Raw genomic sequence first — 14389 nt, 5'->3', positions numbered from 1 at the left:
GTACCAGTGTTGCCTTTCTTTTTTCAAAATTCCCAACCCTCCTTTTTCATGAAAACACTTCGACTTATTCTAAGTCTGGTGCTTCTACTAGCTGGAATGCCCGTCTTACGGGCTCAGGTAGTAACCACCCAGCCCGCCGTTTTTCAGGCGTACACACCCGTTACTATTCTGTTTGATGCTACGCAGGGCAATGCAGCATTAGCCAATTATACTGGCGACGTCTACATCTGGACTGGGGTAGTAACCGACAGCCCCACCGGTACGCAGTGGTCCAACGTCAAAAGCCCGTCGTTCAACCAGCCCGACCCCGCCGCCAAAATGACGCGCGTGAGTGCTAATACGTACAGCATTACGTTTACCCCCAACACGTTCTACCCCATTCCGGCCGGTACTACCATCTACCGCCTGGCCATGATTTTTAAGAATGCCGATGGCAGCCTGGTGGGCCGCGGCCCCGCTGGCGACATCTACGTGAACGTGGCCCAGGATGCCTTTAACCTACGCTTTACCAGCCCTAGCGGGCCCGGTGCTACCTACGTGCCCCTGAACACGGCTACCACCGTGACCGGTACCTCAGCCGTAGCTACTAACCTGGCGCTGTTTCTCGACGGTGCTAAGATTGCAGAGCAGGCCAACGCTACCACCATCAGCGGCAACGTTACCCTCACCCAGGCCGGCAGCCACACCCTCCGGCTCACCGCCACCAGCGGCACTACTACCGCCTCCACCGAGCTGGCCCTGCAAACCCGAGACGTAGTAACGGTAGCAGCCCTGCCCACCGGCGCCAAGCGCGACGGCGTGACCTACCTCAACAACGGCACCTCGGCGGTGCTTAGCCTGACGGCTCCCAACAAACAGTTCGTGCACGTTATCGGGGAGTTTAACAACTGGACTACCTCGGCCTCCAGCTACCTCAAGCGGACGCCCAACGCCAGCGGCGCCGCCGACAACTCCGTGGATGGCCGCTGGTGGGTGCAGATTGATGGCCTTACGCCGGGCCAGGAGTATGCCTACCAGTTCCTGGTGGATGGGGAACTGCGCGTAGCTGACCCCTACACCGAGAAAGTGCTGGACCCCAGCAACGACCAGTCCATCAATACGGCGTCCTACACCGTGTACCCGGGTCTGAAAGCCTACCCCACTGGCCGCACCACTGGCATCGTTTCGGTGCTGCAAAGCAACGCCCCTGCCTATACCTGGCAAACGGCTACCTTCCAGCGTCCCGCCCGGACCGACATGGTGATTTACGAGCTGCTGCCCCGCGACTTTGTGAGCCGCCACGATTACAAGACGCTGACCGACACGCTCACCTACCTCAAGCGGCTGGGCGTGAACGTGATTGAGCTGATGCCGCCCACCGAGTTTGAAGGCAACGAAAGCTGGGGCTACAACGTGTCGTTCTACTTTGCTCCCGATAAGTACTACGGTCCGAAAAACGAGCTGAAACGCTTCATCGACGAGTGCCACAAGCGTGGTATTGCCGTGGTACTGGATATTGTGCTGAACCAGTCGTTTGGCCAGAGCCCCATGGTGCAGATGTACTTCGACAATGGCAAGCCCGCGGCGAATAACCCTTGGTTTAATACCGACGCCAAGCACCTGGCCAACGTAGGCTACGATTTCAACCACGAAAGCCCCTTCACCCGCTACTTCTCCAAGCGCGTCATTGAGCACTGGTTGCGCGAGTACCATGTAGACGGCTACCGCTTCGACCTGAGCAAAGGCTTCACCCAGAAAGCCACGACTACCTACGAGGAGTGGGCCGTGTACGACCAGAGCCGCGTGGATATCTGGAAAGACTACCACGATTTCCAGGTGAGCGTGGATGCCACCTCGTATCCTATCCTGGAGCACTTCGGGGGCAACGACGAGGAAAAAGTTCTGTCGGATATGGGCATGATGCTGTGGGGCGAAATGACTTACAACTACAACGAGGCCACTATGGGCTATGTAGGCAACTCGAACTTCAGCTACGGCTACTATGGTAGCACCACGCAGGGCGGCCGCGGATGGAGCCAACCTAATCTGGTGACTTTCATGGAAAGCCACGACAAGGAGCGCCTGACTTACAAGAACGAGGCCTTTGGTAACGCTGCTGGCTCCTATAACATTAAGGACATACCCACCGCGTTGGCCCGTCAGGAGTTGGCTGCGGCCTTCTTCTTCCCGGTTCCCGGCCCGAAAATGATCTGGCAGTTTGGCGAGCTAGGCTACGACAAATCCATCATGCAGTGCCCCGATGGGACCATTCCTACTCCTTACCCCGATAATGAAAGCTGCAAGCTCAGCAACAAGCCTATCCTGTGGAACTACTATCAGGATGCTAACCGCCGCCATCTCTACGATGTGTACCGCAGCCTGATTGCGCTGAAAGTACAGGAGCCAGCCTTTGAAAACCCCGCCAGCTTCACCCAGAGCCTGAACGGAGCCGTAAAAACTATGCACCTCACCGACCCGCGCCTGAACGTAACGGTAGTAGGTAACTTCGACGTGCAGTCGGCGACGGTAGTCCCGAATTTCCAGGCCGCTGGCACGTGGTACAACTACCTCACCGGCGAAGCCATTACCGTGACCAACCCCGCCGCGCCCCTCACGCTGGCTCCCGGTCAGTACGCCGTGTATACCTCGCGCAAGATTACCGTGCCGGCGGGTACCGTGCTGGCCACTAAGGCCCAACGGGCGGCCGCAGCCTTGCAGCTAGTGGCCCTGCCTAACCCGGCCGGCAACTCGGCGCAGCTACGCTACACCTTGCCCCAGGCTACTACCGTGCAGGTAACTATTACCAACTTGCTTGGCGCTACCGTGCAAACCCTGCCCGCCGCCCGCCAGGCGGCCGGCGCTCAGGAAGTGGCCCTGCCTCTGCACAACTTAGCCAGCGGTGTTTACATCGTGCAGCTTACCACTGGGCAGCAGCAGCAGTCCGTGCGGCTGGTTGTGCAGAAGTAAGTACAACCACTACTCGCTACCGGGTTGCTGCCTTTCGCAACTCGGTAGCATACTACCAAGCAAAAAGGCCACCCTGCTAACAGGGTGGCCTTTTTGCTTGGTAGTATCTTCTCCAGCGGCGCGTAGGATACGCTTAGCGCAGAGCCGTTTCATGGTACGACACGAGGTCGTCGATGGGGGAACGGATAATTTTCCCAACCTCCATATTGTGGCTGCGCGCTACCTGGGTCAGAGCATCCCGGAAGTTGTAGCCTACCGAGCCCACGCAATTGAAGGTGTAGTCCTGGTAGTTAGGATAATGGCTTACTATGTTGGCAAAAAACGTTTCAAAACCCTGCCGCACAATCTCGCGGCAGTAGCTGATATTGTTATGATCGTACGTGAACTTGGCGAAACTGGCCAGAAACCGGTTGGGCAGGGGCTGGTTGTAGAGCCGGTCCAGAATCTCGTCGCGGGTGAGTTTGAACTCCTCCTGGAAGATGTCTTGCAGCCCATCGGGCAGTAAGCCGCGCAGGTAGTCGCGCAGTAAGCGTTTGCCAATGAATGATCCGGAACCTTCATCGCCGAGGAAATAGCCTAGCGAATCCACATTGTACGTGATTTTCTCGCCGTCGTAGAGGCAGGAGTTGGTGCCCGTGCCCAAGATGGCGGCAAAGCCGGGCTTGTCGCCGAGTAAGGCGTGAGCCGCGGCCAGCAAATCTTCCGCTACAAAGGCGTTGGCGTTCGGGAAAATCTGGCGCATAGCAGCCGCTACCCGCTCGGCCTTTTCTGCATTGTGTACGCCTGCTCCGTAGTAGTACACCTTGCTTACTTCCTGCCGGGGTAGCGTGTCCGGAAGGTTTTTATCCAAGGAAGCCGCAATGGCAGCGGTACCCATGAAATCAGGGTTGTATCCCTCAGTGTTGAAGTACACCCGGTTGCCAGCATTATCAAGCTGGCACCAGTTGCTCTTGGTCGAGCCGCCGTCGGCAATAAGAATCATATTCAATTGGAAAGATGAGGAAAAACGTACGGTGCTACACCCGGCTGGCCTATTCGGACAAAAAGCCAAAGTTCAGGCGTATGAAAGGCGAAACACGGAAAAGATTCTGGTAGAAAAAAATGGGCTGCCCAAATCCTAAAAAGCCACCTCTATTCAGGTAATCGTCCTCTGGCAGCCACCGGAGACGGATGTGTGCCCCTCACGACTAAAATACTGTCTATACGGAATCGGTGGCTTTGTAAGTGATTGATCAACAGAGTTATCCTGATGGGTGATTGCCGGGCCAGCTACAAGCCCCTAGTTGCTACTCTCTCCGCAGCTGTTAGAGAAACATTCTTGTTTTTTATAGTAGGAGTGATGGGTGGGCTTATGATGCTACAGGCTTCTACAGGCTTTGCCAAGGTGCCTAGTTACGAAGCGCTCATTATGACTCCCCTACGACCTTAAAAGAACTCCTGTGAGCAAGCGCGTGGTAGCTTCTTGCCATCAAAAAAGCCCCCGTCCAGACAGGAGCGGGGGCTTTTTGAGCTAGAAGGATTTGCTACCCTATTTGATAGAGTAGGTGTAATTACCGGGCTTGCTCAAATCGAGCGTGACGGTGAATGTACCGGCAGTAGGTACCATAATATCGTCAGCGCCATACTCCAGAATGCCGTCAGCGGGCGCTGCTGGCGTGGCCTTGGCATTGCCGTCACCGAAGTTAATGACCCAGTCGTTGTTGGCGCGGAACTTAATAGGACCTGCCGTCAGGGTCATTTTTGCGCTCCAGGTGCCGGTAGCAGCGTCATACACCAGCGGGGTATCGGTAGTCCAGCCACCGGGAGTAGCGGCTCCAATAACCGACCAAGAGGTTTTCACGGTTTCCAGGGTCAAAGCTCCCAGATCAGCCTTCAAACGATAGTAACCCGGAGTAGCCACTTTCAGATTACCTGCGCCGCCATCGGCTGAGAGCTTGCCACCGCTACCATCCCCGTAGTTGGTACCACCCCACGAAGGCAGGGAAGTGATTTTAAACTCCGGCGCGGCGTCGGTCATGTTCACGAAGCCCTCGTAGAGTTGGTTGTTGTTGCTGTTGAATGCCGAAAGCTTAGGTGCCGTAGCCGGAGCCCAGCCTTGGTGGTTTCCTGGTACGTATACCGAGGGGTACTCAATTACTACCAGGTACGGCGTCACCGTGAGGGTGGTAGTGGGGGAGTACGTAGCCGCTACTTTGTTGGTAATCATGCTCTTCACGCGCACTTCCAACTCCGTGGCCGAGCCCGGAGTAGCTTTAGCGCGCAGAGCCAGCGCATTCAGCTCTGACACCGTGAAGGACATAGTGTTGGCAGCTCCTGCCGGGATTTCAATGGGATTAGCAAATTTGCTACCCTTCTTATCAATCTGAATAGTGTTGGTAACGGCGGCCTGGTACCCATAGGAAATGGGCTGCCAAGTAAGCGTGGTAGCCTGCGCCGAGGCGTTAGCGCTGCTCAAGACCAAGGTGCTGGAGGAGGCAGTCAGAGCGGCCGTGCCACTTTGCTGTAGAGTGACCTGGTCGCCTTCCTTCTCGCAAGAAGTCAGCAGTACCGCAGCCGATAGGCAAAGCCCGGAAACGCGAGTAAGCCAGTGTGACATAGGGGAGAAATTAAAATGGTGGGAAAAGTGGGTTCCGGTTACGTGAGTGAACCGGAAACTTCGCTAGGCAGCTTCCGGTTCACTAGCACAAAATTTAGTAACCTGGGTTTTGCTTCAGGTTCGGATTAGCCGTTAGGTCCGTGGTCGGAATGGGGAACAGCGTCCGGGTGGCGGCCACATCCGTACCGGTGCGCACGTTGCCTTTAAAGGGCCAGTTGTACCCGGTCGTGTATTTCCCGAAGCGGATCAGGTCGGTGCGGCGGTGGCCTTCCCAGTATAGTTCCCGAGCCCGCTCATCCAGCAGGAAATTCAGGTTCAGATCAGCGGCCGTGATGTTACCACTGGTGTTGCCGTAGGCCCGCTGGCGCAGGGCGTTTACGTAACCCAGGGCCGTGCCGGCATCACCGCCCGTACCGCCCCGCAGTACCGCCTCGGCGTACATCAGGTACACATCGGCCAAGCGGAACATGGGGAAGTCGGTGTCAGGAAAAGTTTTGTCGGAACCCGCGGCATTGGCAGACGACACGTTGCGAAACTTTGTGATGCCGTAGCCATCGGTGAACGTGGCAGGGTCATTAATCTCCAGCGACTGTCCGGCGGAATAGAACATGGAGCGCTTGTCCGTAACGGTAGCAGCCGTTGGGAACAGGTTCACCAGGTTCTTCTTGGTGCGCGTGCCACCCCAGCCAAAATCAATACCGAAGTCGTTCACGGCCATGCTTCCACCTACCGAAGCATGGATGATAAAGGTCATGCCGCCGAACGTTTTGGTGCGTACGCCATCGAAGCGGACCGGAAGAATGATTTCCGAGCGGGACGTGCTGCTGTTATCAGTGCGGAACAGGTTTGCGTAGCTCGGTGCCAGCGTGTAGCCAGCCCCAATAATCTTCTTGGTGTAGGTAACCGCATCGGTGTAGTGGTTCGAACCGTTGTACACATTTGCGTTCAAGTAGAGCTTAGCCAGTACCATCCAAGCAGCTGCTTGGTCGGCCCGTCCAAACTCGTTGGTACGGGGAGCAGGCAGTTCCGTCTCCATCTCTTTTAACTCCTTTTCCACGTAGTCGAAAAGAGCGGCGCGCTCAATGCGCTGGGGAGCCTTGATACCAACCTCCGACGTCTCCGTGGCGAAAGGTACGTTGCCGAACATGTCCAGGGCATGGTAGTAGCTCAGGGCGCGCAGGAAGCGCGCTTCGCCCCGGTAGGCCCGGAAGTTCCCTTTATCGGTGTCAGACAGGCCGTAGCTATCGAGTTTAGAATCCGTGGTTTGACGGATAAACTCGTTACACAGCGAAATCTGATAGAAGATACGGTCGTACATAGCCCGCACGAAGGGGTGGGAGGCGTTCCAGGTCAGGCGGTTATATTCCGGCACCCCTAGGTCGCTTTCCCAGGCCAAGATGGCTTCGTCGGTGGTAAGCTCCTGGGCCATCCAGTACTGGCGCAGGTAGTTTGAAAAGCCCTCGTCGATGCCCTGAATATCCGGCTGACCCGCTGGTCCCTGCTGACCGCTAACGGCCATGGTAGCGTAGAGGCGAGCCAGCGCCTGCTTGGCTAGGGTAGGATCTTTGTAGACGTTCTCAGTTGTCGGTTCGTAGGAAGGCGTCTGATCTAAGTCGCCAACACACGAGGTGAAGGGAGCCAAGCTAAACGCTAGTAGTGCGGTAGCCAGCGTACGCGAGAATTTATTCTTCATGGAGGTGGGAATTAGAAACCGATGTTCAGCCCGAGGGTGAAGGTGCGGGGACGGGGATAGATGTTGTTGTCGATACCGCCAAATATTTCAGGATCAAGTCCTTTATAGTCGGTGATTACAAACAGGTTCTGAACAGCGAAGGACAGGTTCACGTTCGCTTTGTCATTATAAATACTGCCCAGGTTGTACCCCAGCGTCAGGTTCTCCATGCGCAGGAACGAGGCATTCTCGATGTAGTAATCCGACTGGAGCTGTGACGTAGTGAAATTAGACACCAGCAACTCCCGGTTGAAGTTGCTCAGGATCCCGTTAGAGGCACCTGCCGGGAAGAAAGCCTGCGAACGAACGTTGTTATAGATATAGTTACCAATGTTCGAACGCAGTGTAAATGCCAGGCTGGCCTTACCATAGTTCAGGTTAGAGCCGAAGCCCAGGCTTACCCGCGGGGCCGGCGACTGATACCGGTACCGGTCGTTGGCATTCACCACACCGTCTCCATTGCGGTCCACGTACACTCCTTCCAGTGGTTTGCCATCGGCGCCGTATACCTGCTGGAACACATAGAAGGCATTAGGCTGGTAGCCCACCGAGTTGATTTGGATGTTGTTGCCCACACCACCCGAAATGCCGCCGGTTTCGTCGCCCAGGTAGGAGGGGTCCGAGGCGTTGGTCAGCTGGGTGATTTTTACGCGGTAGGCCGTAGCGTTGGCGTTCAGGGTCCAGTTAAGCTTTTCGCCCCGCACAACATCTACGTTTACTGAGCCCTCAATACCGTTGTTCTCCAGCGAACCAACGTTGGTTGTCAGCTTATTAGAGAGGTTGGCCAGAGCCGGAATAAATACGTTGTTGAGCAGGTCATCGGTTTTGCGGTGGTACACATCAATGGCACCCGAGATCCGGCCGTCCAGGAAGCCGTAGTCCAGACCGGCGTTGTAGGTCGTGGAGGTTTCCCATTTGATGTTGCGGTCATAGGCCGCGGCCCGCAGCGTGTTCGTAAACTCATCGGCAAACTGGTACTGTGCCGTTGCTTCGCTGGGCGTGTAGCGAGCCAAGTAGGGGTAGATATCCCCGATGTCCTGCTGGCCGGTCTGTCCGTAGCCCACGCGCAGCTTCAGTTCTGAAATAGCCGTGGAGTTTTTCAGGAAGTCTTCGCCTTTGATACGCCACGCGGCAGCGGCGGAGGGGAAGTAGCCCCAGCGGTTGCCTTCCAGAAAGCGCGAAGAGCCGTCGGCGCGCATGGTAGCCGTCAGCAGGTATTTGTCGTTGATGTTGTAGTTGGCCCGGCCGAAGAACGATACCAGCACGTAGCGCGGGTCGCGGTAGTTTTGGCCGTTGAGCAGGGTAGGAGCCGCGGTGTACACGTCGCCGCTGGCAATCCGGTCGGCAAACACGTAGTTTTTATCCTCGAAGCTCTGGTAGGAATGGCCCGCCAGCAGGTCCAGGCGGCCGATGCCGAGCTGACGGCCGTAGCTCAGGTAGGCTTCCAGCAGTTTGTTGTTTTTGTCCTGCGCGTACTCGTTGTTTACCCCTCCCTGGCCAATGGTCGCCCCATTGACGGTAACTACCCGGTTGTAATCGGAGGCAGCCTGCGCCGGCACGAAAACGGTGCCCCGGCCCCGCTGAATGTCGTAGCCCAGGTTCACGTTGGCGCTTAGGCCCTCCAGGAAGGGCAGCTTGTAGTCCAGCTGAATGTTACCAATGCTCCGCTTTACGGTGCTTCGGTCACGGCGCTGGTAAATCAGACCCAATGGGTTGCGGGTGGCCAGCGTGTTCAGGTTGCTGGGGTTGTTGGGGTCCAGTACCTCCGTGTAGCCACCGTAAATGCTACCATTATAGATGGGAAGCGTAGGGTTGGCATATACGGCCGCGCCCACAGCACCCTGGTTCGAGAAGTTGTTGTCGACCAGGGAGCCCTTCACGTTTACGTTCACGCGCAGGTTGCCGTCGAGCAGTACTGGGTTCAGGCCAATAGAGCCCGTGTAGCGCTTCAGGTCGTTGCGCAGCAGCAAGCCTTCCTGGTCCAGGTAGCCCCCGGAAACCCGGAACGGCACTTTGCCTGCCGAGCCCGAAATGCTGACGTTGTTATCAGTGGTTTGGGCCGTGCGGAAGATTTCGTTCTGCCAGTTGGTGCTGGCGTTGCCTACCAGGGTTTTCTGCTGGGCGTTGCCCATGGCCGCCACTACGCCGCGCAGCTCGGAGGCGTTCAGCACGTCTACCTCATTGCGGGCCTTCGAAACAGAGTTCTGCGAGCTAACATTTACGCGCAGCTTTTCTCCTTGCAGGCCTTTCTTGGTTGTAATCAGAATAACCCCGTTCGAAGCCCGTGAGCCGTAGATGGCCGTGGACGAGGCATCTTTCAGGACCGAGATACTCTCAATATCGTTGGGGTTGATCAGCGACAAGGGGTTAGACGTACCGGAAAGCCCCCGGTTGTCTACGGGCACCCCGTCAATTACAATCAGCGGATCGTTGGAAGCCGTCAGCGACGAGCCCCCGCGGATGCGGATGCTGGAGCCAGCGCCCGGGGCACCACCACCAGTGGTTACTTGCAAGCCCGCTACTTTACCTTGCACTAGCTGCTCGGGGTTCGTTACCTGGCCCTTTACAAACTGACGCTCCGATACCTGCTCAACTGCGCCCGTTAGGTCCTGTTTCCGCTGGGTGCCGTAGCCAATTACCACGGCCTCATTTAGCAGAGTCGTGTTTTCGGCCAACGACAGGCTTTCCACGGCCGTGTTCTGCCCGGCCGTTACATTGATGGGCTGCCGCTTGGTAGTGTAGCCTACGAAAGACAGAACCAGCGTGTGCGGACCTGACGGAACGTTTTGAATAGAGAAGGTGCCGTCCGAGTTAGTGGACCCACCCAGAGACGTGCCTTCAATCAGGACCGTCACGCCGGGCATGCCTTCACCTTTCTCATCGAGTACGCGGCCACTTACCGTCCCGATTCCCTGTGCGTATGCGCTGCTCACGCTTACACCTGCGCACAGCAGAGGCAGCGCCAGTTTCGCTAGATAGGGGTGTTTCATTTAAAAAAAGTTAGGGGTTGAAATGGATTTTTCCGGAAAACCGGAGTGGGAATTTAGTGGTCCGGCCAACAGAACGAAGAAGAGCAAAGGCAGGGGCTAGCGCCTGTTTTACGCTCCCAATCGACCGGGTTCAACATCACCAAATCATTAAGAAACAGCGCAAGTTAAAGTGTTGCTACTAACAAAAACAATGGCGGCAGGGTAGGAAGCAGGTATAGTGATAATTGGACTTTGCGTTCCAAAAAAGAGCCGAGAAAAAAAGATAGTGCCTACCCGCAGTTCGGGAACTAATTTTCTCCATCTTTCCACCCTGAGCGGCAAGGGTAGGATCCTGAGTAAACAGCCATTTTAGTGCATTTATCCTGCCTTCGCAGGCGTGTTGCTAGCCTTGTGCTGTGTTGACAAAACCAGATGTTGTATTGACAAAGGCAAGAGAAAGGATAAGACTATCTGTTCTGATACATAAATTAAAGAGATTGAATAAGCCTTAAATAATAAGGGTGTTTTTTAACAAAAATCGAATTTTAAGGCAGTATAAGCTCGTATAAAAGGCGTATTGGTAAAAATAATTGCGCATTTCTTGATGACTGGGGTGTTGAGGATGCTGGACCAGGTTTATCAATACAGGCTTGTGTCTTAAGGGAGGGTTTGGAGGGGAATTCGAGCTGAATTTTGTATATATTTTAGGCCGATGACAGCCCTGTTGGCTTTGGCTGGCAGTGTAGGACTTTCCGCGTTCCACTATCAGGTAGTGCTCTGCCGGGTGAGGGCTTACTTACTGAAGCCAGCGGAGCAAAGCAATGGCTTGCGGATAAGATTCTAGGAAAAATACAGGTTGGGTTTATCCGATACTCCGCGCTGTGCGCGTGGTTTCCTTCAACTACTGCCGGGTAGCACACCGCTGCCCGGGCCGCGCTCAGAAATATGGTAGCTTGCGGTCCTGATTAGTTGCCCTATTCATGAAGCAAATTATCCTCTGGGGGCTGAGTCTGCTGCTGGTAAGCAGCAGTTCTGCTCAATCAGTTTTTCGAATTGCCCGACTGCCAGCGGCTACACCGCCGGGGGCCGCTCTCTACCTCGCCGGCTCCTTCAATAACTGGCAGCCGGCCAGCCCCGCCTTCCAGTTCGTGCGTGCTGCCAATGGCTACTATCACCTGACGCTGCCCGCTACGGTGCAAGGCCCTATTGCCTGTAAAGTAACCCGCGGCTCCTGGGAAACGGTAGAAACAGATGCCCAAAACCAGGACATACCCAACCGGGAATACACCGTGAAAGGCACAGGGGGCATAACAGAGTTGACGGTACGCAATTGGAAGGATGGAGCAGCTACCACTCCGGTCAGCTGCCAAAGCACTGCCCAGCAACCCAACGTGCAGATTGTCAGCAACACGTTTCAGATGCCGCAGTTGGGGCGCACCCGCCGCGTTTGGGTGTATCTGCCCTCCGACTACCCCTCCGCAACCAATAAACGCTACCCCGTGCTGTACATGCACGATGGCCAGAACGTATTCGATGCCTGCACCAGCTTCTCGGGGGAGTGGGGCGTCGATGAAACCCTGAGCCACCTGCAGCACCAGGGCCTCGACGCGGCCGGCTGCATTGTAGTAGCCGTGGACAATGGGGGGCCGGAGCGGCTGAATGAACTCTCGCCCTGGAAAAACCCCGAGTACGGCGGCGGACAGGGCAATCAGTACGTGGATTTCATGGCTGAGACGCTTAAACCCTACATTGATCTGCACTACCGCACGCTCAGCGGCCGGGAGTTTACGGGCATTGCCGGCAGCAGCATGGGCGGGCTGATTTCCACCTACGCGGCCCTGAAATACCCGCAGGTGTACAGCAAGGTAGGCGTGTTCTCGCCGGCCTTCTGGTTTGCCAAGGACTCCCTGTTTGCCTACCTGCAGCGGCACCGCCCGCAGCCCGGCACGCAGTTCTACTTTGTGAGCGGCACCACGGAAAGCGAAACCATGGTGCCCCTGATGAAGGCTGTGCACGATACGCTGGCGCGCGCCAAAGTAAGCGTGCAGTACGCTACTCCCACCGATGGTAAACATTCCGAGTGGTTCTGGAAGCGGGAGTTTCCGGCGGCTTACCACTGGCTGTACGGACAGCAAGGCGGCGCAAACCCGGAGCCGCTGGCTTATAGCGCCTATTTGAATCCAGAGCAGAACCGACTGGAGGTGTACTTGCCTCAGGGCCACGACAGGGGTAGGGTAGAGGTACTGAACCAGCAGAAGCAGGTAGTGCTGGCGAAGAAGGTGAAAAACCGCCGCGCCGTGGATGTGCGTCGCCTACCCCCCGGCAGCTACGAAGTGCTGGTTAATGCCGGCGGAAAGCAGGGTCGGCAGTACCTACGGAAGCAATGAATTCGGGGCACACTGGCTGATGAATAAAAAATTCGGGCCGGTGCTTGCGAAAAATTCAACTCAGCTTACCTTTGCCCCGTTCAACGCCCAAACCTATTTGAATGACCTTCTCAATGACGCAGCAAGCATGGTGGTGGCCCTACGGAAATTCCGGACGGGACAGCATGTGCGTGCGCTAAGGTCAACTGAACCACTACCTTCGCAAAAGCTCAAAAGCCCGGCCGCCCCGCCGGGCTTTTTTATTTCCGGCGCTGGCCTACTTCCATCACCACAACCAGCCCATGAAAACCTTCCAACTGCATACCCGCTTCCTGCGCGTTCTGGCCGATACAGTAACCCCCGTGGGCCTCTATCTCCGCCTGCGCGACCGGTATGCCAACTGCCTGTTGCTGGAAAGCTCCGACTACCACGGCCAGCAAAACGCCTTCAGCTACCTCGCCTTCGACCCCCTGGCCCGCTTCGAGCTGAGCGGCCGCGAGCTGACCCTGACCTACCCCGACGATACCTCGGAAACCGAAACCCTGACCGAGCCCCGGCTGGCTCTGGCCCGCCTGCAGGAGTTTGCCGGCTGCTTCCAGACCCAGGATACTGGCCACGAGTTCATCACGGGCGGGCTGTTTGGCTACCTGGGCTACGAGGCCGTGCAGTACTTCGAGGACCTGGAGCTAAACTCTGAAAAGGCTGCTGCCGGCCAGATTCCGGACATCCTGTACAGCACCTACCGCTACGTTATTGCCGTCAACCACTTCCGCAACGAGCTGTATGTGTTCGAGCACACGCTGGCCGGACAAACCGTTGATGAAGATGGTCTTACGCGCTTGGTGAATCTGATCCGGAACCCCTCTCTACCCGATTTCAAATTCAAAACAGTAGGTGAAGAGCAGACCAACCAGACCGATGAGGAGTTCCTAAAAGTGCTGGCCGAAGGGCAGCAGCACTGCCGCCGCGGCAATGTGTTCCAGATTGTACTGTCGCGGCGGTTTCAGCAGGGCTTCAGCGGCGACGAGTTCAATGTGTACCGGGCGCTACGCTCCATCAACCCCTCGCCCTACCTGTTTTACTTCGATTACGGCTCGTTCAAGATTTTCGGCTCCTCGCCCGAAACCCAGCTGCTGATCAAAGGGCGCCAGGCCAGCCTGTACCCCATTGCCGGCACCTTCCGCCGCACCGGCCACGATGCCGAGGATGCTGCCCTGGCCCAGAAACTAGCCGACGACCCCAAGGAAAACGCCGAGCACGTCATGCTCGTGGACTTGGCTCGCAACGACCTGGCCCGCCACGGCGACGAGGTGAAAGTGAAGGTGTTCCGCGAAATCCAGTACTACTCCCACGTGATCCATTTGGTCAGTGAGGTGACGGCCCGCCTGGCCCCGCAGGCCAGCCCCCTGCAGGTAGTGGCCGATACGTTCCCGGCTGGTACGCTTTCCGGTGCCCCCAAGCACCGCGCCATGCAGATTATTGACTCGCTGGAGCCCACCGCCCGCGGCTACTACGGCGGGGCCATCGGCCACCTGGGCTTCAACGGCGACTTCAACCACGCCATCATGATTCGCTCCTTCCTGAGCACGGCCGGCCAGCTCTACTTCCAGGCCGGCGCGGGGGTAGTAGCCGCCTCCGATATCAACTCCGAACTCAACGAAGTACACCACAAACTAGCTGCTCTGCGCAAGGCCCTGAAAGAAGCCGAGTTAGTGTAGAGAGAAAAGAGACACTGTTATGCTAAGCGCAGCCGAAGCATGATAGTCTGACCAGAAATTCA

General features: G+C 56.6%; 7 protein-coding genes. 3 read left to right on the top strand and 4 right to left on the bottom strand.

What is annotated here, in order from left to right:
- Positions 1-48: 48 nt before the first annotated feature.
- Positions 49-2946 (top strand): alpha-amylase family glycosyl hydrolase, encoded by a 2898-nt coding sequence (locus K3G63_RS07300; RefSeq protein ID WP_259404295.1) that lies wholly within the window; start codon positions 49-51, stop codon positions 2944-2946.
- 133 nt (positions 2947-3079) lie between these two features.
- Here K3G63_RS07300 and K3G63_RS07295 read toward each other — a convergent pair whose 3' ends face one another.
- The 4 genes from K3G63_RS07295 to K3G63_RS07280 form a co-directional block, all read right to left on the bottom strand.
- Positions 3080-3928: an N-acetylglucosamine kinase gene (locus K3G63_RS07295; protein ID WP_220613394.1), complete on the bottom strand. Its 849-nt coding sequence runs from the start codon at positions 3926-3928 to the stop codon at positions 3080-3082.
- A 546-nt stretch (positions 3929-4474) separates the two neighbouring features.
- Positions 4475-5542, bottom strand: coding sequence for a SusE domain-containing protein (locus K3G63_RS07290; RefSeq protein ID WP_220613393.1), 1068 nt, complete (start codon positions 5540-5542; stop codon positions 4475-4477).
- 94 nt (positions 5543-5636) lie between these two features.
- On the bottom strand, positions 5637-7235 hold the full coding sequence (locus K3G63_RS07285) for a RagB/SusD family nutrient uptake outer membrane protein (protein ID WP_220613392.1): 1599 nt from the start codon (positions 7233-7235) through the stop codon (positions 5637-5639).
- Between the two features lie 11 nt (positions 7236-7246).
- On the bottom strand, positions 7247-10264 hold the full coding sequence (locus K3G63_RS07280) for a SusC/RagA family TonB-linked outer membrane protein (RefSeq protein ID WP_220613391.1): 3018 nt from the start codon (positions 10262-10264) through the stop codon (positions 7247-7249).
- Between the two features lie 959 nt (positions 10265-11223).
- Here K3G63_RS07280 and K3G63_RS07275 point away from each other — a divergent pair.
- Both K3G63_RS07275 and K3G63_RS07270 read left to right on the top strand, forming a co-directional pair.
- Complete coding sequence (locus tag K3G63_RS07275) at positions 11224-12630, top strand: alpha/beta hydrolase (protein WP_220613390.1); 1407 nt, start codon at positions 11224-11226, stop codon at positions 12628-12630.
- 281 nt (positions 12631-12911) lie between these two features.
- Complete coding sequence (locus K3G63_RS07270; protein ID WP_220613389.1) at positions 12912-14327, top strand: anthranilate synthase component I family protein; 1416 nt, start codon at positions 12912-12914, stop codon at positions 14325-14327.
- Positions 14328-14389 lie beyond the last annotated feature (62 nt).

The organism is Hymenobacter sp. HSC-4F20 (assembly GCF_019599275.1).
Lineage (GTDB): Bacteria > Bacteroidota > Bacteroidia > Cytophagales > Hymenobacteraceae > Hymenobacter.
Note: the sequence above shows the minus strand (reverse complement) of the source record. Positions and strands in the feature narration are given on the sequence as shown.